The 20,958-nt window shown below is 45.0% G+C and carries 20 protein-coding genes and 1 pseudogene; 12 read left to right on the top strand and 9 right to left on the bottom strand.

Annotated features, from left to right (window positions below):
• The first annotated feature begins 196 nt into the window (after positions 1 to 196).
• From ABN764_RS05270 to ABN764_RS05245, 6 genes are all read left to right on the top strand, one after another.
• Positions 197 to 1,174 carry a phosphotransferase enzyme family protein gene (locus ABN764_RS05270; RefSeq protein WP_446671175.1) on the top strand — a complete coding sequence of 326 codons (978 nt, stop codon included), beginning with the start codon at positions 197 to 199 and terminating at the stop codon, positions 1,172 to 1,174.
• A gap of 204 nt (positions 1,175 to 1,378) precedes the next feature.
• Positions 1,379 to 2,149, top strand: a complete 771-nt coding sequence (locus tag ABN764_RS05265; protein WP_446671174.1) for an ANT(4')-I family aminoglycoside nucleotidyltransferase — start codon at positions 1,379 to 1,381, stop codon at positions 2,147 to 2,149.
• A gap of 293 nt (positions 2,150 to 2,442) precedes the next feature.
• Complete coding sequence (locus tag ABN764_RS05260; protein WP_021255595.1) at positions 2,443 to 2,793, top strand: hypothetical protein; 351 nt, start codon at positions 2,443 to 2,445, stop codon at positions 2,791 to 2,793.
• Positions 2,748 to 3,563, top strand: coding sequence for a membrane protein insertase YidC (yidC, locus tag ABN764_RS05255; RefSeq protein WP_446671173.1), 816 nt, complete (start codon positions 2,748 to 2,750; stop codon positions 3,561 to 3,563). The genes ABN764_RS05260 and yidC overlap by 46 nt, the downstream gene beginning before the upstream one ends.
• Before the next feature lie 107 nt (positions 3,564 to 3,670).
• Positions 3,671 to 4,600: an aminoglycoside phosphotransferase family protein gene (locus ABN764_RS05250; RefSeq protein ID WP_446671172.1), complete on the top strand. Its 930-nt coding sequence runs from the start codon at positions 3,671 to 3,673 to the stop codon at positions 4,598 to 4,600.
• 207 nt (positions 4,601 to 4,807) lie between these two features.
• The gene (locus ABN764_RS05245) at positions 4,808 to 6,262 is read left to right on the top strand and encodes an Msr family ABC-F type ribosomal protection protein (protein ID WP_446671171.1); all 1,455 of its coding nucleotides are present in this window, start codon (positions 4,808 to 4,810) and stop codon (positions 6,260 to 6,262) included.
• A gap of 127 nt (positions 6,263 to 6,389) precedes the next feature.
• Here ABN764_RS05245 and ABN764_RS05240 read toward each other — a convergent pair whose 3' ends face one another.
• The 3 genes from ABN764_RS05240 to ABN764_RS05230 all read right to left on the bottom strand — a co-directional run bounded on the left by ABN764_RS05240 (position 6,390) and on the right by ABN764_RS05230 (position 7,701).
• Positions 6,390 to 6,704 carry a DMT family transporter gene (locus ABN764_RS05240; RefSeq protein ID WP_021255599.1) on the bottom strand — a complete coding sequence of 105 codons (315 nt, stop codon included), beginning with the start codon at positions 6,702 to 6,704 and terminating at the stop codon, positions 6,390 to 6,392.
• A 2-nt stretch (positions 6,705 to 6,706) separates the two neighbouring features.
• Positions 6,707 to 7,054, bottom strand: a complete 348-nt coding sequence (locus ABN764_RS05235; protein WP_446671170.1) for a DMT family transporter — start codon at positions 7,052 to 7,054, stop codon at positions 6,707 to 6,709.
• A gap of 65 nt (positions 7,055 to 7,119) precedes the next feature.
• Positions 7,120 to 7,701, bottom strand: a complete 582-nt coding sequence (locus tag ABN764_RS05230) for a TetR/AcrR family transcriptional regulator (RefSeq protein WP_072729637.1) — start codon at positions 7,699 to 7,701, stop codon at positions 7,120 to 7,122.
• A gap of 249 nt (positions 7,702 to 7,950) precedes the next feature.
• On the opposite strand from ABN764_RS05230, the gene ABN764_RS05225 reads away from it, so the two are divergent.
• Positions 7,951 to 9,507: an ABC-F family ATP-binding cassette domain-containing protein gene (locus tag ABN764_RS05225; protein ID WP_072729510.1), complete on the top strand. Its 1,557-nt coding sequence runs from the start codon at positions 7,951 to 7,953 to the stop codon at positions 9,505 to 9,507.
• A gap of 136 nt (positions 9,508 to 9,643) precedes the next feature.
• Here ABN764_RS05225 and ABN764_RS05220 read toward each other — a convergent pair whose 3' ends face one another.
• Positions 9,644 to 10,888, bottom strand: coding sequence for a glycoside hydrolase family 19 protein (locus tag ABN764_RS05220; RefSeq protein ID WP_072729509.1), 1,245 nt, complete (start codon positions 10,886 to 10,888; stop codon positions 9,644 to 9,646).
• Between the two features lie 179 nt (positions 10,889 to 11,067).
• Entirely contained in the window at positions 11,068 to 11,724 is a 657-nt protein-coding gene (locus ABN764_RS05215; protein WP_174810668.1) for a class I SAM-dependent methyltransferase, read from the bottom strand.
• Positions 11,725 to 12,171: 447 nt separating this feature from the next.
• Here ABN764_RS05215 and ABN764_RS05210 point away from each other — a divergent pair, with 447 nt between their 5' ends.
• Entirely contained in the window at positions 12,172 to 13,623 is a 1,452-nt protein-coding gene (locus ABN764_RS05210; protein ID WP_446671169.1) for a 4-hydroxyphenylacetate 3-hydroxylase family protein, read from the top strand.
• 90 nt (positions 13,624 to 13,713) lie between these two features.
• Here the strand turns inward: ABN764_RS05210 and ABN764_RS05205 are convergent, their stop codons facing one another.
• Both ABN764_RS05205 and ABN764_RS05200 read right to left on the bottom strand, forming a co-directional pair.
• On the bottom strand, positions 13,714 to 14,109 hold the full coding sequence (locus ABN764_RS05205) for a carboxymuconolactone decarboxylase family protein (RefSeq protein ID WP_028532778.1): 396 nt from the start codon (positions 14,107 to 14,109) through the stop codon (positions 13,714 to 13,716).
• A 41-nt stretch (positions 14,110 to 14,150) separates the two neighbouring features.
• Entirely contained in the window at positions 14,151 to 15,353 is a 1,203-nt protein-coding gene (locus ABN764_RS05200) for an MFS transporter (RefSeq protein WP_446671168.1), read from the bottom strand.
• A 133-nt stretch (positions 15,354 to 15,486) separates the two neighbouring features.
• Between ABN764_RS05200 and ABN764_RS05195 the strand changes: the two genes are divergently transcribed.
• A complete protein-coding gene (locus tag ABN764_RS05195; protein ID WP_446671167.1) occupies positions 15,487 to 16,380 on the top strand; it encodes a helix-turn-helix transcriptional regulator in 894 nt (297 codons plus the stop codon).
• Between the two features lie 99 nt (positions 16,381 to 16,479).
• Complete coding sequence (locus ABN764_RS05190; protein ID WP_446671166.1) at positions 16,480 to 17,652, top strand: PQQ-binding-like beta-propeller repeat protein; 1,173 nt, start codon at positions 16,480 to 16,482, stop codon at positions 17,650 to 17,652.
• A 173-nt stretch (positions 17,653 to 17,825) separates the two neighbouring features.
• Here ABN764_RS05190 and ABN764_RS05185 read toward each other — a convergent pair whose 3' ends face one another.
• Entirely contained in the window at positions 17,826 to 19,034 is a 1,209-nt protein-coding gene (locus ABN764_RS05185; RefSeq protein WP_446671165.1) for an MFS transporter, read from the bottom strand.
• Between the two features lie 67 nt (positions 19,035 to 19,101).
• Positions 19,102 to 19,545, bottom strand: coding sequence for a MarR family winged helix-turn-helix transcriptional regulator (locus ABN764_RS05180; RefSeq protein WP_446671164.1), 444 nt, complete (start codon positions 19,543 to 19,545; stop codon positions 19,102 to 19,104).
• A gap of 440 nt (positions 19,546 to 19,985) precedes the next feature.
• Here ABN764_RS05180 and ABN764_RS05175 point away from each other — a divergent pair, with 440 nt between their 5' ends.
• Positions 19,986 to 20,252 carry a CD3324 family protein gene (locus tag ABN764_RS05175; RefSeq protein ID WP_028532780.1) on the top strand — a complete coding sequence of 89 codons (267 nt, stop codon included), beginning with the start codon at positions 19,986 to 19,988 and terminating at the stop codon, positions 20,250 to 20,252.
• Positions 20,253 to 20,424: 172 nt separating this feature from the next.
• Positions 20,425 to 20,832 (top strand): annotated as a pseudogene (locus ABN764_RS05170) (GNAT family N-acetyltransferase); the annotation flags it as partial.
• Positions 20,833 to 20,958: the final 126 nt, after the last annotated feature.

Here is a 20,958-nt window from a genome sequence, read left to right as displayed (position 1 = left end):
CTTGCCCGATCCTCCTTTATGAAAAGGTGAGAAGGGGAGCAATTTATCTAGTTTAAGCGAGCAATAATAATGATAACCGTGCTATAAACATCTTTGGATATTCATAGTGTTGTAGACAATCCCAACATTAGGAAGTAGACTGGCTATATAGTATTTTGGACATGTCTACATATTCATCGATGAGAGGAAATTGAAGATGACAGATGAACAATTTCATCACATTCTACACTGTTTTCGCTTCCATAAGCCTGAAATCACTTTCCTGAGGCATAATGAGAATCGGACATATAAAGTGAGCGACGCTGACGGCAGAACTTATGTCCTACGTATTCATCAGCCGTTTAAAGAAAGTATGACAGGCTTGCAACATACTTATGAAGGTTTGCTAGGTGAACTGCTCATGCTGGAAGCCTTGGCGAAGGAGAGCAGCCTGCTGGTGCAATCGCCGCTGCGCAATCGAGATGGGGAATTGATTACCGTCATCGAACATGAAGGGCAGCGATTGAACTGTTCGGTTCTAACATGGCTGGAAGGCAGGGATCTTCAGAAAGAAGACGTTCAGAAGCCAGAATTGGTCAAACTGCTCGGTTCCCAAGTTGCTGAACTGCATGAATTTTACCGTCAGTATCCGCAAGTTCACGTTAAGAATAGACCCGAGCAAGGGATTGCGTATAATGTAGGCTTGATTCGAACCATACATACAGGGTTGGAACTCGGTTTATTTGCGTCTTCTGATGTCGTGATTATCGAGAAATGCATCCATCTTATCAACGATAAACTTGAGCAAATCGGAACCGATACGGATAGATGGGGACTTATTCACGGTGATTTAGGTTTTGGTAATATGATTATCTCTCCTGAAGGACAATTAAGCTTCATTGACTTCGGATTCTTTGGCCCGGGATACGATTGGACAGACATCGCCATGGGGGCGATGATGGCTCCCGCAGCACACAGAGACATATTCCTAGAGGGATATTACGGAACTGCGAACATTGCTGTGGACGAGCTTGTTCTAATCGAAGGCATGATGCTGATTTCGATTATCGGATATTATGCGTTTCAAATGGGGAATGAGTCTGTACATAATTGGATGCGGGAGAAAATGCCTAAACTTTGTGTAGATCATTGTGTGCCATTCCTAGCAGGAGAGCGAATATTTAATCAGGTATAGGGTAATTATGTCACGTCGAGTCCTTATATTTTTCCAGGCGGATTGATAAGATAGAGGAAGATCATTTATTTCATGACAATCAATAAGAGTAAGAGGAGGAGCTCCTATGCACGCGAAGAAAGTCCCTCGTTAAGCCCGTGGCCCTCCATTCATGAATCTGTATCCACTCATTCCAATTACACAAACTAAGGGAGAGATACACAAATGACCATGAATGGACCAGTTGAAATTTCAAGACAAGAAAGACTGGCAACCTGTTGTGAACTTGCCGACCGCTTGCAGAAGGTATATGGCGAGCAAATTATTGCAATCGGAGTGTACGGCTCCGTATCCCGAGGCACGGACGGTCCTTATTCGGACATTGAGATGTTCTGTGTGCTGAAGAACGCAGATGAAGAGATAGACTTCAGTTACGAATGGTCATCCGGGCCTTGGAAGGCCGAAGTGAATGTACGAAGTGCAAGTGTGGTTCTGAACGATGCCGCCACAGTGGAAGGGGACTGGCCATTAACACACGGGCCGTTCTTCTCACCGCTCAGCCTCTATGATCCAGATGGATTTTTTTCTAAGCTGAAGGAAGCGGCACAATTACCCTCAAGTGTGGATTTCTCGAATGCAATTCATGAAGTGCTCGTGGGAGAAATGTATGAATTCATTGGAAAGCTCCGGAATGCAAATCGAACCGGCACACAAAGCTATCTTCCTTACTTAGCTATGCATTTTGCCAAATACGGCGCCATGTTAATCGGTCTTTACAATCGGAAGCTATATTCGACAGGAGCTAGGGTACTTCCAGAATCATTAGAGCTGCCAGAGCGCCCAGATGGCTATGACGCGGTCGCCAATATGGTCATGTCTGGTCAGTTGTCTGAACCGGATCGAATTATTGATGCGTGCGAACAGTTCTGGAATGGACTCGTCTCATGGGCTGAAGAGCATGGTTACAAGATTCATTCGGAACGTATTCCATTCTAAGAAATCTTGGCGGCGTTACATGGCGATTGATGACCTGATCATCAAATCACAATATGCACTTCATGTACAAAAGCTCTGCTCTAAGCAGGGCTTTTTTTATAATTCAACAGGTGGTAAGCAAATGTACCGATGATGATTCGATCATAAAAAGAAGATGATTCCGCCTGTTTTTGAGATTCATACTCGTTTTCGGGTTTGAATCCAACTGTTTGATTTTTCCTATAAATGAAACTTGTCTCACCATTTGAGATATGTGATACTATTGTTAACTGCAAAAAAGGGAGGTGAATGCATTGCTGTTGGAACTCCAGGATCTGATGTCTTCTGATTTGATTCCGTATTTGATCTCGATCGGTCTAATATGCTCACTGACGTATGCTTACGTTGCACATCTGTATGTCGCAGTCGATCGCTTCTTAGTCCCTGCATACAGAGGCCGAGTCGCGATTGTTCCTCATCAGGAACGGATCGTCGGTCGGACAGAGATACATCACTGGCTAACCAGAAGCGTGAAGCGAAAAGAAGCGCCGGATGGAGATTCAGGAGACTGCCGTTCCTTGATTGGAATTAGAACGTTACCCAATCAAGGAGGACGATTATGGAGCAGTTCAATGTATTCACCTACAAGCGAAAGTTCATTCTAATCGGGGCACTGGTGCTTCTAGTGCTGTTAAGCGGATGCGGGGTAAGCGGGGCTAATGCCACCGTTGATGCTAATACCCCAGGCTTTTTTAATCATTACATTGTGTATCCGTTTGTGTATCTGATTCAACATTTTGCGGCATTTTTCGGTGGAAGCTATGGTCTGGCATTGATTTTGCTCACACTGCTCGTACGATTAGCGCTGATGCCGCTCATGATGAGACAGTATCGCAATCAGCAGAAGATGAAACAGAAGATGGACGTTTTGCAGCCAGAGTTGAAGCTTCTTCAAGACGCATATAAGGATAAGAAGGATGCGGAATCAAAAGCAAAGATGCAGCAAGAGATGATGCAATTGTATCAGAAGCATCAGGTGAATCCGCTGGCAATGGGCTGCTTGCCGCTGCTTATCCAGCTGCCTATCTTGTCCGGATTGTATTATGCCATTAAGTTCACACCGGAAGTAGCTGCACACTCGTTCCTATGGTTCCAACTCGGACGACCAGACATTGTGCTCCCACTGCTCGTTGGGATCATCTACTTCTTTCAATATAAGGCTACACAAATCGGCATGGATCCGATGCAGAGCAAGCAGTTTGCATTTATGGGTTACTTATCTCCCATTATGATGACCGTGTTTTCCCTGATCACTCCCGCAGTCATACCGATGTATTGGTGTGTAGGCGGCGTGTTCGTTATTCTGCAAACACTGCTTGCGAAAAAGTTGTATCAGACGAAGATAGAACCAGCCGCAACCGTTAGCAACAATTAAAAGCGTAACAACAAAGCAATCAAAGCTGTCCTGAATGAATTAGTGGGGCAGCTTTTTATTTACTTGAAAATGGATAAAAAGCTATTTAAACAATGGAGGGAATGGATATGGAGTTCCAATCTAGCATATTTACGCAGGAGCAAATCGAAACTATCGTGAATCGATTTGGAAATACATTTTATGAACAGATGCTGCGCCATCTCGATGATTATGCCGAGAAGTGGTCGTTGTCTTCATTGCAGCTGATTCCATCCTTCTCAGCAAACGTAGTGTTCACTTGCTTCTCGGAACAATTTGGGCATGCGATACTTAAAATAGGACAACCATCGGAAACGATTTGGACGGAAGTTACGACATTGCTACAATATAAGGGGCAGCGATTCTGCAAGGTATATGAGGCGGATATAAAAAATGGCGTTTTACTATTAGAACGTTTGCAGCCGGGTACTACCTTGCGGGACGAGCATTCGTTACAACGAAGATTAGATGTGTTCTGTTCCTTATATTCGAATATACATATCGCGGCTGTTGAAGGAGAAAAGTTCCCAACCTATATCGGTTGGGTAGAACGGATAACAGATTACATGAGTCAGCGTCAAGATTGCCCTGAATTATCTAGACACATGCAACGAGCAAGAGAAATATGCTTGACCATAGCTTCAACGTATTCACAAAATCTGCTGCTGCATGGTGATCTTCATCATGATAATATGCTGCTCGGCAGCAATGGGGAATACGTGATCATCGACCCGAAGGGTGTAATCGGCGATCCTGTATTCGATATTCCTCGATTTATATTAAATGAGTTCGAGGAAAGCATTACGGAGAACTTATATGAGAAAATAGACGAAATCATAGGTGTTCTCACGAAGAAGCTTGCGATTCCGAACGATGTCATAAGGAAATGCCTATATGTAGAAACGACAATGGGAATGTGTTGGTGTGTAGAAGACGGTTCGACACCTGAGGAATATACTGCCCTTGTCCAAAAGGTAGCCTTTGCCGAGGCAATCATGAACGAGCAAGGTACCTGGTAAGAATGATTGATGCAGCGAACCAACTGCTATATGATTGGAATGGAGTCAAATAGGCTCCCATGCTTTTACGCGAGGCAGGAGGGAAGATACATGCAGTTTTTATTGTTCTATTAATACGGGCTTCTTCTTAACCAGATAGAAGCTCGTATCGTAACCATTCCTATGGCTATCGATACGAAATGATGATATTTCGGAGGTAGCAAATAGATGGAACATATTTGTTTTGAACTCGAAAACGTCGAAATGACGTATTTAGATAAAGAGATACTCAAGATTGCCCGGTTAGCTGTACATCAGTTTGACCGCATTGGCATCGTTGGCAAGAACGGGGCAGGGAAGAGCACGCTTCTGAGGTTGATTGCAGGTACTGTTCAACCCACGAGCGGGAACGTGAAGCGGCATGTCGAGTATGGCTTGTTTGAGCAAATGGAGGCGCCTGCAGATGCTGAAGCAGATCCAGCGTTACTAGGCAGATTGGCGGTTCCGAATCGTACTGAGGGTTTAAGCGGCGGGGAGCAGACAAGGCTGAAACTAGCGCACATGCTGACTCATTATTATGAAGCACTGCTCATCGATGAGCCAACAACCCATTTAGATCAAGCGGGCATTGCGTTCCTGCTCGATGAGCTTCGCTATTACTACGGAGCGCTTGTCCTGATCAGTCATGATCGTGCCGTACTGGATGAGCTCGTCACTACGATTTGGGAAGTGCATGAAGGCAAGGTGCGTGTGTATTCAGGGAACTACAGCGATTACGTCGAGGCGAAGCGCCTGGAGCGCGAACAGCAGATGCAAGCACACGAGCAGTTTATCAAGGAGAAAAACCGCCTAGAAAAAGCTGCACAAGAGAAAATGAAGAAAGCCGAAAAGATTGCGCAAGCAGGCAGTATGTCTAAGAGAGAGTCGAAGGCATTGGCAAACCGCATGTTCGAAACCAAATCGAAAGGCACCAGTCAAAAAGCAGTCCATCGTGCCGCTCGCGCTATTGAACATCGTATGGAAAAGCTTCAAGAAATAGAGGCCGTGCAGGAAGAGAGACAGATCGTGTTTCGCCAAGCGAAAACAGCAGAATTGCACAATAAGTTTCCCATTATGGCAGACAGACTCACGCTCCAATTGGGTGACACTGTATTACTTAAAGATGTAAATTTCCAGCTCCCTCTGGGGAAGAAAATAGCGATTACGGGTGCAAATGGAAGCGGAAAAAGCTCTCTGTTAGCACAAATAGCAAATGCGGGGGCAGGCTTAACCATTTCCCCAAAAGCGAAAATAGGCTGGTTCTGTCAAATGAGTTATCAATATACAAGCAATGAGTCCGTGCTGCAATTCGTCAAAAATCGTTCCGACTATGAGGAAGGTTTTTTGCGAGGTGTGCTGCATGCTATGCAGTTCGTCGGGACTGACATTCAGAAGAGTGTCCGATCCTTAAGCGGTGGGGAAGCGATTCGTCTCCAGCTGTGCCAGCTATTCCTAGGGGAATATAACATACTATTGTTGGACGAGCCGACCAACTTTTTAGATATTCATGCTATAGAAGCATTGGAGCGGTTCATTGCCGCATATGAGGGAACGATCATCTTCGTGTCTCATGACAAGAAGTTCGTGGAGCATGCCGCAGATGTACACTTCCATCTCTCGGATCGCAAATTGCATTTAATGTAAACGTAGTTAAGCATTTAAATAAGCCGCCAAGTTCAATTTGGCGGCTGTTATCTTTTCAGCTGTGTCCTCAGTTATGCGTTCAGCATTCCTGCGAAGCACAGCGTGCATAGAAAGCACGCATAGCTCATCAGGACAAAGCTTTCAGACCCGTAACCCCAATAATAATGGCGATGAGGCTCACGATACGTGCTGGGCTTTTGCTTTCACCGAAGAAAATCATATTGAGAAGCACGGCTCCAGCAGTACCAATGCCGACCCATACTGCATAGCTGACACTAACCTGAAGATATAGGAATGAAGTATAGAGTAGGGCGAAGGAAGCTCCGAATCCACCCAAGAAGATCACTCCATTTTGCAGCGTTTTATGCTGGGAATACTTCTTAAGCCCGACTACACCGACCATTTCACACATTGCCGCTAGGAAAACAAACAGCCATCCCATCGTTATGCAACTCCTTTCTGTTTATGATCCGTGGCAGCTTGATCTGCCAATTTAAGTCCAATTACGCCTGCAACAAGCACAATCATAAAACCAATTTTGCCGATGCTAAGACTCCCGCCGAAGAACAATACATCCATCAGTGCCGTACCGACTGTCCCTGCACCTGCGAAGATCGCATATACGGTACCGGTAGGTAGCTTCTCACAAGCCTTAGCCAAGAAATGAAAATCAACAGCAATAATTCCGAGAATAATGGCCCAATGCCACCACGATGAGGCCATATTAAAACCGCATACCCACAGCAGCTCGAACAGGCAAGTGAGCATCACATACATCCATGAACGATTCATGATAACACCTCTCTTAATATGAATGACATTCAGTCATTTTGTAGACAAAAAGATAGGCCCTTGTGCTACAGGACCTGAATCCCTAGTGCGTGAGTGACGAAGGCGTATACTTCCTCCGCTTGCGCTTGTATTTCTGATTCATCCGCTTGATCGAACAGATACACTTGCTCAGCTGCGGATTCAATGGCCCCAATCACAATTCGCGCCGTTCTAGCAGTGTTGAGCGATTTCCGGATTGATCCGTTAGCTTGAGCCCTATCGAGCAGTGCAGTAACCCAGTCATAATAAGGCTTATAAATGGATTCCCATTCCTTAAGATGCTCACTGGAGGCTAATCCTGCATACAGCAGCGCTAGTTGCTCTCGGCCATCATGATGAAGCTGGAATACCGTTGCAATAAAGGACTTGATCTGATCCCGAAATGGGGCATCCTGATCTACTGAGCTCTGGAGCGCTTCTATAATCTTCTGCACCATGACTTCTGCAATAGAAGGCATGACAGCCAGCTTAGAAGGGAAGTAAAGATAAAATGTGCCCTGTGCAATCCCGGCTCCCTTCACGATATCAGATACCTTCGTCTTTTCGATGCCTTTGCTGCACAATACTTCGATAGCCGCACGAACAATACGTTCCTTTTTGTCTTCGATGAGTATGACCTCCTCTAACTCGATCACAAATGACTGACTATCATTCATTTTATAGGAGAAGACGAACTGTTGTCAAATGAACAAACATGCTTATACAATATACGCTAGCAACAATCAATTTCATGCAAATATCGGCAAAAAGGCACAATACATTCTTTAAAATTGAAGAAACCTATTTTACGCTTACTTTTAAGCTCGATAACGTTTATAATATATCGAGTACAAAGACTATAAGAAAAGGTGTCATGAATGAGCATATTAAACGTAGAACGACTCAGCCACGGCTTTGGAGACCGTGCGATCTTCAAGGACGTATCCTTCCGCCTGCTCAAGGGCGAGCACATTGGACTGATTGGCGCCAATGGAGAAGGCAAGTCCACTTTTATGAATATTATTACTGGCAAACTACAGCCGGATGAAGGCAAGGTTGAATGGTCCAAGCGCGTGCGCGTCGGCTACCTCGATCAGCATGCCGTACTTAGCAAAGGTTTGACAATTCGTGATGTATTGAGAAGCGCGTTCCAATATTTATTTGATATGGAACAAGAAATGAACGACATGTATGGCAAAATGGGTGACGTAACGCCGGAGGAACTGGAGAAGCTTCTAGAGGAAGTCGGTACGATTCAAGACACACTTACGAATCAAGACTTCTACTTGATCGATGCGAAGGTCGAGGAGACTGCTCGAGGACTTGGCTTGGTTGATATTGGCCTGGACAAAGACGTACATGACTTGAGTGGCGGTCAGCGTACAAAGGTGCTGCTCGCAAAGCTATTGCTTGAGAAGCCAGACATCCTGCTCTTGGACGAGCCTACGAACTATTTGGATGAACAGCATATCGAATGGCTGAAGCGTTATCTGCTAGCGTACGAGAATGCGTTCATTCTCATCTCGCACGATATTCCGTTCTTGAATAGCGTTATTAACCTGATCTACCATATGGAGAACCAGGAGCTTAACCGCTACGTGGGCGACTATGACAAGTTCCAGGAAGTCTATGAAATGAAGAAGCAGCAGCTGGAATCTGCCTATAAGCGCCAACAGCAGGAAATTGCTGACCTGAAAGACTTCGTTGCACGCAATAAAGCAAGCGTCGCGACACGCAACATGGCGATGTCCCGTCAGAAGAAGCTCGACAAGATGGAAGTGATTGAACTAGCGAAGGAGAAGCCGAAGCCGCAGTTCAACTTCAAGGATTCCCGCGCTTCCAGCAAGCTTGTATTCGAGACAAAAGACTTGGTTATTGGTTACAATGAGCCATTGTCCCGTCCATTGAACCTCCGTATGGAGCGCGGCCAAAAGATCGCCTTCGTCGGTGCGAACGGTATCGGTAAGACGACATTGCTTCGCAGCATCTTGGGCGAAATTCCTGCAATCTCGGGCTCTGTAGAGAAAGGTGACAACCTGGACATCGGGTACTTCGAACAGGAAGTCAAAGACGCGAATTACAATACATGTATCGAAGAGATCTGGAAAGAGTTCCCTTCCTTTACACAATTCGAAGTTCGTGCAGCACTGGCGAAATGCGGACTGACAACGAAGCATATCGAAAGTAAAATTGCGGTGCTAAGTGGTGGGGAAAAGGCGAAAGTTCGCTTGTGCAAGCTCATTAACGTGGAGACAAACTTGCTCGTACTCGATGAGCCGACGAACCACTTGGATGTCGATGCGAAGGAAGAGTTGAAGCGTGCCCTTAAAGCGTACAAAGGCAGCGTTCTGCTTATTTCCCACGAACCTGAATTCTATCGCGATATCGTGACAGAGACATGGAACTGTGAATCTTGGACGACAAAAGTATTTTAATTGAATATGTAAAAAAAACGACTCTGTTACCACGGAGTCGTTTTTTTGTACATGAACACAGACTGACTAAGTTCATTTAATATGGCCGTTCCGTACCTGTTTGAAGAAAAGTTTGTTATGCACATCAGTTCCAAATCTAACACCTGAGATTGTTTCCCGTTGAGATACCGAGCAAATTAGCGAAGATCGTAAAGAAGTTGACCCGATTTTCAACCGCCGCTGGATTTGAGCCGTTACATTCCTGTGTCCCGTTAATGGAACGAATGGTCTCCCCGTAGCCTGCTCCGTTGACAATTGCATTATGCGGAGTCATAGTCCCTGCTCCGTTCTGTGTGTTCCAGAACCACAAGGCTGTTTTCCATGCTACCGAGGAATCCTGCGCGACCAAATCTGGATTGGTCAGAAGCGGAAGTCCCAATGCAGCGCCAGCAGCACCATAGTTGTAGTTCCAGCTTATTTGGAGCGGGCCTCTTCCATAGTACTGCTTTCCAGGAGCACATGGATACTGAACATTATTGTTATTGCAATAAAACGGATAATTTGCCGTATCCAACTCAACGATGTATTTTAAATGTCCCGTTTCTTGGGCTACATTTCCTAGAAAAGCTGCTGCCTCTTGTTTTTTGAGTGCGTCGCTTCCTGTATTGGCAAAGGCAGGGTAGGAGGACAGAGCGGATACTAAACCAGAATAAGTATAGAATGGATTGCGGTTAGGGAACATTTGATTGAATTGAGCCTCGGTAACGACAAAGCCGCCACCAGTACCTCCAGAAACAGGCTTGCAAGTTTTACTGGAGCTTTGCGGGGAAGAAGTAACGGGAGTTGTCGTGTCATTTTGCGCGGCAACCGTATACGTATAGGTTGTTCCGTTCGTCAACCCTGTATCGGAAAAGGACAAAGCGCTGATCCATTTATACCAATCGCCGTTGCGATAGACGTCGTAGCCTGTAGCGCCATTGATAGCATTCCAGCTTAAGCTGCAGGTTCCATTCGATGCACTTACCGATAAAGTAGGAGCTGGCAATGTGCTGCCGCCTGAGGCGGTTGGCGTGCAAGCTTTGCTGGCGCTATGCGGGGATGTCTCTACCGGACTAGTCTTGTCATTTTGCGCAGCAACCGCATACGTATAGGTTGATCCATTGGTCAATCCCGTATCAGAGTAGGACAACGTATTTGTCCATTTATACCAATTGCCGTTGCGATAGATATCATACCCTGTAGCTCCACTAATCGCATTCCAGCTCAAGGCACAAGCTGCATTCGAAGAACTAACCGTTAACGATGGGGAAGTTAAAGCAGCAAAGGCAGTAAGAGGAGATACAAGAACGGTTACTATCACAATTGCTAGCATGAATACTCTCTTATCGATCATCTTTTTCATAGAAAGCCTCCTTATAGTAAAGTAAGAAGAAATAGAATCAAACAATTGGTCATCCTTGTACATAGCCTCTGATTCGAAGGAGTCGATTTAACATGGGAATGTGATAGAATGAATACTTCTTTTTCAATAGAGGAGATTAGATCAATTTTCATACATGTTGTGGAAATAAGTTGAGGCCATTAAACTGACGGCTTCTGTGCACGATAGGAGCGCAGCGTACCGAATATGGTCGCAAACTGACCGGTTTGCTCCACATTCTCAAATCCACATTCCTGGTACAATTCAGGAAGAATACCGTGGACATGATCCCGGGTCGTTGTGAAGCCATCCAGCCATTGAATCGGGTAAAAGGCAAGACGCATCAAACTGTTTTGCGGTTTATCAAAATCAATGATGTTAATCGTCCCGCCAGGACGCAAGGTGCGATGCAGCTCTTCTATCGTTCGACGCTTCATATCGAGGGTCAGATGGTGGAAAAAAAGACTTGAAAAAACGTGATCCAAATGGGCATCTGGAAAAGGGAGATCCGTGGACATTCCTTGCTGAAACTCAATATCCACCTTATTCTGTACTGCCTTATTCTTCGCAATCGCCAATATTTCTGGATCAGCATCAAGCCCTACAATTTCAGCTTCCCCCTGCGTTTGCTTCAACATTAACGTCAATGTGCCCGTTCCACAAGCCAAATCGAGAATACGTTGAGCTGGCTTCACATTCCCTTGCTGAACCAAATGGGTCTTGAACTTGTTCTCTTTCATCCCCCATTTTAACACCGGATCATATATAGGGGTTAACCAATGGAACTTCATAGCCGGAATATACCCTTTTTGTGTCATGAATGCACAGCCCCTTTACTCCTTAGTTCGAATGCAGAAGTATGTAAGATGTGTAATGTGGGATTCATCATATGTTATTCTTATTCTCTGTACTATACTAACATATAAGGGTAAATATGTCAGGACATTAGTATTAACCTCCATTGAAAAGTTCATATATATGACCTGGTACGACACGGTTATCCCGCTTATATCCAATGTCCTGAATCCATGGAGGAATTTGAATTCGTCATGCAGATTCCATCTGAAGAGAAGCCGCGGTTCATGATCGGTGACAACGGAACATGTATATATACCGATCCACGACAGACGATGAGTGGTATTTGAATTGGGATTGTTATTGATACTTGCCAATATGGCTTGTGCTTCGGGTGTTCGCCCATTTCCAATTCGCCCTGTATGGAATAATGTATCCATAACAACGCAGCGGCGATGGAGGCGGATTCAATGCCCGTGAAGAGCGGCAAGGAATATATAAAACGGATTAACAACAATCTCCCCGATGTTAGAATCGCAGGGAGGAGGGTAAGTGGGGAAATTTCCGAACACGAAGCCTTCAAGGGACTTGTGGCTACACAAGCGAACATGTATGACATGCAGGTTGCCGAGGAATTGAAGGGACGCCTCGTATATTCTTCCCCCTCAACAGGCGATCCAGTAGGTCTTTCCTACATGCAGCCGAGGACGATGAAGGATCTCGTACAGCGGAGAACCATGATGGAGACATGGGCGAGTGTCCATCACGGATTCCTCGGTCGTGCTCCCGATTATATGAACACAGCCATTATGGCCTATGCATCTGCTGCGGGGGTACTTGAAGAAGAATATCCTGCGTATGCATCCAACTTGAAACGGTATTATGAGTATTGCCGCGAGAACGATATCACTCTCTCTCATGTATTCATTCAGCCTAAGGCAGCTAGAATATCTACCTTTCTCCGTACCTTCAAAGAACCGGAAGCTGCCCGTATCGTGGATAAAAATAAGGATGGGATCGTTGTTCGCGGGGCGTTTCTATTGGATACACAGGGAGCAACCTCAGATGAAATACTCGTATATCCAACTCCTTTCTCTTGGACTGAAACGGAAGACAATCCTTATTCATTCGTATTTGCGGTTCCAAGTAACCTAGAGGGCATCCGTTTTATATGCAGAGAAAGCTTCTCAGCAGGCGATTCTTCCTATGATTACCCGCTTAGTTCCCGATTTGAAGAGATGGATACGCTTGTCGTGTTCGATGATGTTACTGTCCCATGGGATCGGGTATTTGTATGCGGGGACGAGAGGATGGCGTCTCGGCTCATGACGGAAAGTCATTTCCACGTTTATGCGGGTACTCAAATCATTTGCAAAAACATTGCAAAAACGGAGTTCATGCTCGGTACGATCGAAATGCTGGTCGAAGCCACAGGGATTAATAACCATGAACATATTATTGAAAAGGTTACAGAAGTTATTGTAGCCGTGGAGACGCTCAAGGCATTCCAACTTGCAGCCGAGAAGGGAGCAGCTAAGGACAGATGGGGCAGTATGCTTCCTAATCGCAAGCCGCTTATTGCCGCCAATGTATATTATCAGAAGATGTATCCTCGTATCATTGAAATCATCCAATTGATCGGCGCCAGCAATTTAATTATGATTCCACAAGAGAGGGACTTCAACACCGATATTCGCGATCAGCTAGATCGTTACATGAAGGGTATTGATCTGGATGCCAAGAAGAGCGTGCAGTTGGCGCGATTGGCATGGGAGCTGAGCGTCAGCTCATTCGGCGGGAGGCAGTCTGTCTATGAACGCTTCTTCTTCGGCAACAGCACAGTTGTGAACAACCGGCTTTATGCCGAATACCAAGATAGTCGGGCGAAGTATGCAGATCGGGTCAACCGCTTTTTGACATAATTCCTTGAATGTTAATGATCCCTGAGTACCTTGCCATCACAAGCCAAGAACCCAGGGAATATAGATTTCGTATTGAATTCCTACCAATTCCTACTTAGCAGCTGCTCTTCGCTCTTCAAAGACTTCCGCTGCTACCTTAAAGATCGTGTTCAGGGCATGTGGAAATCCGGCATAAATAATCATCTGCATAATTACTTCAACGATCTCTTCCTCTGTCCATCCAACGTTGAGCGCTCCATTGATATAAAATTTGAGCTGCGTAGTGTTGCCTATTGCAGTCAAACCTGCCACCGCAGCAAGCAGTCGCGATTTCAAATCGAGCCCTGGTCGTGAAAAGATCTGTCCATAATTAAATTCTACTGCAAGTCGCCCTAAGTCCGGAGCAGGCGAATCCTTGAAGCTGTTTACAATGGCCTCAACATGATCTTTGTCGATACGTGCCAAGATGTCCAAGCCTTTTTGATAGTGGTCTTCACAGCGTGACATTATGAAATTTCCCCCTTTGCAATATATTCATTTTCTTATACTCAACCGTTAGATGTTCCAAATGAGTTCCCTCTGTCAATCAGACCGATGGAAGAGAGGAGGAGCATGGATAACCCTGTGACACAGACTCCTACCCATTGCCAATGGCTCCATGCAAGCAAACCCAAGTAAGAGCCTAGAGCCCCTCCCAAAAACGTTGCAACCATATATAGTCCATTCAGACGATTGCGAGCTTCGGAAGACTGTTCGAAAAGACGTGCCTGACAAGCCACCTGATTCGCTTGCGTACCAATCGTTAGCAAGAAAGCGGCGAACACGAGTACCAGCAGACTTTCTCCCCATAACAGAAGCAGCAAGTAAGAGAACAGAGCAGCAGCCGTACATACTCTTCCAGCAAACACAGCTCCCATGCGATCGATCACTCTCCCGACGAGGGGAGTTGCGAACGCGCCTCCAATCCCAACCAGACCGACCATACCTACTGCACCAGAACCTAAGGAGTAGGCGGGCGAGGCAAGCAGCAAGGCTAACGTTGTCCAAAACACACTAAATGATCCAAATACGAATGCTTGACTTATACATGTCTTGCGCAGTACTTGCTCCTTCCGAATCAACGGAAGAAGAGAAGCGATTAACGCTCGATATGTCATCTCTGCTCGGCCATAACTGCGTGGGAACAAGCTGCGAACGAGTATCATCAGACCGATCATGCAGCCAAATGATATCCAGTACATGACTCTCCAGCCATAGATAGCGTCTATCCATCCACTAACGAACCTGGCACCCAATATTCCGCACACTAACCCGATTGCCACATTTCCGAGCACTCTCCCTCGCTGTTCCGCTTTGACCAGAGAGGCCGCCATCGGAACGACAACTTGTGGGATAACAGTGGTTACTCCGATAACCAAATGAATGCTTATTAACCAGTTCATATTCGGGGATACCGCAGCTGCCGCTAAGGAGATACTCACGATCCCGAGAAGGACAAGCATAAGACGCCGTCTCTCTACCATATCAGCAAGCGGAACTAAGAACAGATTACCCAGTGCATAGCCTACTTGCGCCAATGTTGCAACCCAGCCAATTTGAGTAATCGTCCCTCCGAACGTCTGGGCCATACTGGCAAGCAAGGTTTGGCTCACATACACATTGGCGACCGTAAAGCCGCATGTTAATGCCATTAAGAACAATAATCCTCTTGTTAGCTGTGGATAATGCACATCTGGTAAAGTACGATTCATTTTTTCAATCACCTCCGTTCTTCTTAGTTGAGTTACTTCTATCCGCAGTGATAGAATAAGGGTATTTTCCTAATCCAAATAGGTTCCTGTTAATCATAGTATTGAGAGTAATAGGTATAGGAGTTGAGATAGCTTGGATAAGAAGAACGACCGGGGGCGGCGCCAAGAATTAGGGGACTTTCTCAAATCACGGCGCAATCGCCTACAGCCTGCCGATTATGGTCTGCCGATCGGAACGAGACGCAAAGCGAAGGGGCTTCGTAGGGAAGAGCTAGCACAAATAGCTGCCATCGGCCTATCGTGGTATACATGGCTGGAGCAGGGAAGAGAAATCAATGTCTCTCAAGACGTATTAGAGAGCTTGGCTCGGGTGATGCGATTAAGCGCGGAAGAGAAGAATCATCTGTTTCTACTTGCTCTTCAGCAGCCTCCGGCAGCAAACAAGCCGGAAACGATTCGTGCGGATGTTCAAACTGTTGTGCAGCATTTTCTAGAGCATTGGGCGGATTGTCCTGCATACGTAACCGATCATAAATGGGATGTGTTGGCTTGGAACCGCGCTGCATGTGCGGTATTTGGTGATTTTTTCGCCATGAATGGGAAAGAGCGCAATGCGGTATGGCGATGTTTTCGATCAGCATCTTACCGAGAGCTGCTGGTCGATTGGGAGGGTCACGCGAAGCGGCTGCTTGCTTCATTCCGATCTACCAGCACATGTTACGTAGGAGAGGATTGGTACAAGGAACTTGTCCAAGAATTAATCGAGCATAGTATGGAGTTCCAACAATGGTGGCCTCGCCATGACATCATGGGCACCCCAATTGGTACCAAAGCATTGCTCCACCCAAAGGCAGGGCTAATGATGATGGAGCATATTACGTTTCAGGTATATGATGCTCCCGATCTGAAGGTGACATTGTACCGGCCGCTTCCTGACAACAACACAGCGATGACACTTGCCAAGCTTATTGAGGAATATGAGGATAGAAACAGCCTGACTGCCAATAGTAGTCGGGCATTTCCATGACAAACAACATTTTTTCTGAAAAATAGTAGAGTCCGTGTTACTATATTACATGTTCATATATTCATTCAGTTACATACATTACAGGAGTGGTGAAACATCATGTTGTCGAACAAAAGGATCAAAAGATGGAGTAGTGCCTTGTTGGCCGTTGTATTGTGCTTGAGTGCTGTAACTAGTGTCTCAGCTAGTAGTGCAAGTAAACCGCTGCCGAAGCCAAGTTGGCAAAAAGACTTGTCCGAGATGAATCAATTTATTGAGGCGCCATATCATATTCCGAACACAAAGACCGTGTATTTGGCATCGAATACCTATATCGCCTCTCAAACGAAAGTATGGGAAGCAGGTGTTGTCACTGCCGTAGATGAGAGCAGCGGCAAGCCGAAATGGTCCTTCACATTCTATCAAAAAGGAACACCTTATCCATGGAATACGAAGATTGCTTATAGCAAGTTAGGCTCGGTGTATGCCCTCGTAAAAGATGGTCAAGGAACGAAATTATTCTCCGTGAATGCCTCTGGCAAAAGCAACTGGATCATCCCTGTTCCAAATGCCGAAGACGTGCACGTGATGAATGATGGTACGATTCTATTAATCGACCCGGATAGAAAGGTTACACCTTCAGCGAAAAGCAAACCTCGTGCATATGCCTATAGTGCAAACGGCAAAAAACTTGCTGAGCTATCACTGGGACAAATGTATTCCGTAATTGGCGGTCAATATGTTGTGTCCCAAATAGGAGAGATCGGCAAGTCCAATTTAGCGGTGTATGGTTCGAAATTAAACAAGCTATTCACTTATAACCTCCCTAGCGGCGCGGTTACCTATGTGAATGAGGCGACTTGGGTCATGAACAACGGCGATATTCTGCTTCGTGTGAATGTGCCGAAGAGCGGAAATAAGTTAATCGCGATGAACGCTAAAGGGAAAACATTATGGGGACGCAGCATTCCAGGAAATGCACGAGTTCAATCCATCGGTCAGAACTATGTTGTGTACGCGGATGGGGTAATGAGCTTGTTCAATGCCCAAGGACTTGTCACGAAAGCCGGAGTGAAAGTGGATCTCCCGATAGCCATTATTTACGAAACACCAGATCAGCAAATCGAGATACATACAGAGAATGCGAAAAAGGTGCTGAATGCCAAGACCCTGCAAACGATGTATGAGTATCCTAATGATCAAGACAGACAGAAGTATCATTATGCAGGCAATGGATATCTGTACTCGATTAGCCAAGGGAATCAGCTAGCCCAATATAAATTGCAAAAATAACACAATGAATGGGGTTGTCTCAAAAGGATAGGATCAAATGAGTCAGTCCCATAAGATGTGCAAAGACGCTTCCAAAACCACTGAATATGTGGGGATGAAAGCGTCTTTCTTCGTGCATGTACCTATCAATGCGGAGGCTTCAAATTTAATATTGACCTATGAGACTGTCCCAATTAATCATTGCTTTGTCCATTGAGCTTCAATTGCGATTTGCGATTCCATAAGGTTGACATCACAAGCGCAGCAAGCAGGATTACTGCTGCGAACATGTATGGCGCATTAATGTCCAGGTCGAATAAGAAGCCGCCTATGGCCGGCCCAGCAATAATGCCTAAGCTTGTGTAGGTGGAGTTCATTCCTGCGACGAAGCCTTGATTTTCTCCAGCCATTTTCGAGAGTAAGGAAGTGACGGCTGGACGAAGTATATCACAAGCGAAGAAGACAATGCTCGTCACGACCATTATGGCTAAATAACTGCTTACGAATACCGTGGCCATAATGAATAATGCCGCTATAACGAGGGAAGCGTGAATGATATTCTTCTCCCCAAATTTCGCCACCATCTTCTCAAAGAACAGAATTTGCGCAACAACTCCTAGAATTGAGCCGATCGTAATAATGAATGCAATATCTTTGGCCGTAAATCCAAACTTTGCATCAACGAACAGGCTAAACATCATCTCGTATGCTGCCAATCCAAACGCGAGCACAAACACGATAAGGAACGGTACAAAATAGACGGACTGCACTGATTTTTTCATTTCAGCAAAGAAGTTGACGCGAATATGTTGTGCACGGTTTTTCTCCATTTGCTCCTGAGATAGCGATTCTTGCAGCAGGAAGATGGAGAAGATCGCCGCGATGAATGCAAAGGCTGCAGCGAAGAAGAAGGGGGCACGTATGCCTAATTCGGCAATGAAACCGCCTAGTCCCGGCCCGATAATGAAACCTGCACTAATAGCAGCAGCTTGATAACCTAATACCTTGGCTCTATTCTCAATTGACGTTCGATCTGCAATGTACGTAATAACGGCTGGCATAATGAATGCATCACTAATACCGCCTAATATTCGCGACGCAAATAGAACCCAAGCCTGCGTTCCAATGCCGAACAAGATCTCTGAAAACGAGAACAGACATAACCCGAATACGATCATTTTCTTTCTCCCCAGTGTTTCTACCATTACGCCGGTAAACGGGGAGGCGAGCAGCTGAGCAAAAGCAAAGACCGAAATCATATACCCGACCATTTGTCCGCTTAAGTGCATCTCCTTCGCAATGGACGGCATGACAGGTACGGCAAGACCAATACCGACGTAAGCAATAAATAAATTAAACAATACGAGTGGTAATGACATTTTTTCCTTTGTAACTATACTCATCTTATTCCTCACTTATTCAATTTTCTGTCTATTCATGTTGTGTGATGATGTTTCATAACCGTTATTGTTATTCATCAGACCCCGTTATCACCTGGTTGATCTTCTTCATCGTGTGAAGCATCTGTTCCAACTCCTCAAGCTCAATATGAGATGAGAACTTCTGTACAATCGACTCATCCGCTTTGTTAATGAGCTCCGCATAGTTTGTTCCTTCCTCTCCAAGAAGAATAAAGGATTCGCGCAGATTTTCTGGATTGCTCTCACGGATAATAAAGTGTCCAGTCTCCAATTTAGACAGCACCTGACTAACCGCGCTTTTGGAAATCGAAAATGCTTTTGCGATCTCATGAGCGGTCGTCCGCTCGTTTCGCATAATAAATAGCATCATATTTTCTTGTTGCACCGTTAATTGATAATCATCTATTTGTTTAGCTCCCTTGTTATAGACCGTGAAATAATCTTGAAAAGCATCATTGAGCTCGTTCATAACTCTCCGGTATTCCGCAATCATATCAATTCCCTCCATAGCGGTAGTATTCACCTCATCCTCAACCAGAATCAATTCCGTTACGTTAGGATAAGTTCCTTTTAGTTTAGTTAAGTTCACTTAACTATATAGATGGAATACGCTATTGTCAATTCATTAATAGGGATAATTAATGAGGTTAAACGTCGATTCATGGAGTAAGCTTGCGATACCAACATAAGATTGAGGGTTTTTGTGGAAATAGATTCATGCTATACTGAATCCGTTACTATAGATAAGGAGGTTGAACCATGTTAAAAAACGAACTCGGGACATCGCTCTGTGCAAAGTCTTACCTATAAACAACGGCGGTTGTTTGTATAGAGCCAAGCATGCTTGAACCGCCTTCATCCGTGACGGTGAGATATGTTTATATTGAGACTTTGCCACCTTACTATCTAACTAATATAAGGGGTAGAGTTATCATGAAATATGTCAACGCGGACATTTTACCACAAGAACTGCTAAAGGAAGTTCAAAAATATACGAATGGTGTCATGCTGTACATTCCGAAACGCGAGGAAGAACGCAAGGCATGGGGTACAAAAACCGGAAGCAGGAAGCTGCTGGCCTTTCGAAATCATGAGATTCGCAACAGATTTGCCGAAGGTGCAACAATCGAGCAGCTTATGGAGCACTATTTCCTGTCATACGACAGTATTAAGAAAATCGTATATACCAAGTTAAAATAGATGATTCAATGCGCAAGCCACATCAGATTTCGATCTGACGTGGCTTTTTATGTGCAAAGAACAGTTTAGATTTATTTGCTGTCTAACATCTCAGAGGGCATGTTGATACAATCGACTTCAGCAGCACATGTGAGCAGCCTGACTTGATTATAGACACAAAGAATACAAGTATCTTGAGCAGATGAATTCAACATCCCAATATGATTTTGTCATAAAGAAGGAAGCCTATGGAAAGTCAATTCCCGTTGGCTTAGCTCAAATTTGGAGTTACTCCGAACACCGAAAGAGTTGGGAACTCGGATTTGCGATAATTCCAGAATTCCAAGGACAGGGTTATGGTTACGAAGCCATAAATCTATTACTTGATTACTCATTCCATCAGCTACAGGCTCATAAAGTCGTGGGTATGTGCAATTCTCACAATGTGAAATCCATGCAACTGATGGAGAAGTTAGGAATGAGGAGAGAAGGGACTTTCAAAGAGGAATTAATGTGGAAGAACCAATGGGTTGACCAGTATTTTTATTCAATACTCAATACCGAGTACATAAAAAAAGCGAACATCACGGTCCAACTGTAGATTTAAATATAAATTGCATTAACAAGATGGATTATGACAATTCAACAAACGGGCCATTTTGCGGAACAAGGGTTAGAAATCACAGGGGAAAAAGAGTTAGCTTTGTTGAATATTTTGTGTATCCTA

Source organism: Paenibacillus wuxiensis (assembly GCF_040195695.1).
In the GTDB taxonomy this organism is placed as follows: domain Bacteria; phylum Bacillota; class Bacilli; order Paenibacillales; family Paenibacillaceae; genus Paenibacillus_B; species Paenibacillus_B suaedae.
Note: the sequence above shows the minus strand (reverse complement) of the source record. Positions and strands in the feature narration are given on the sequence as shown.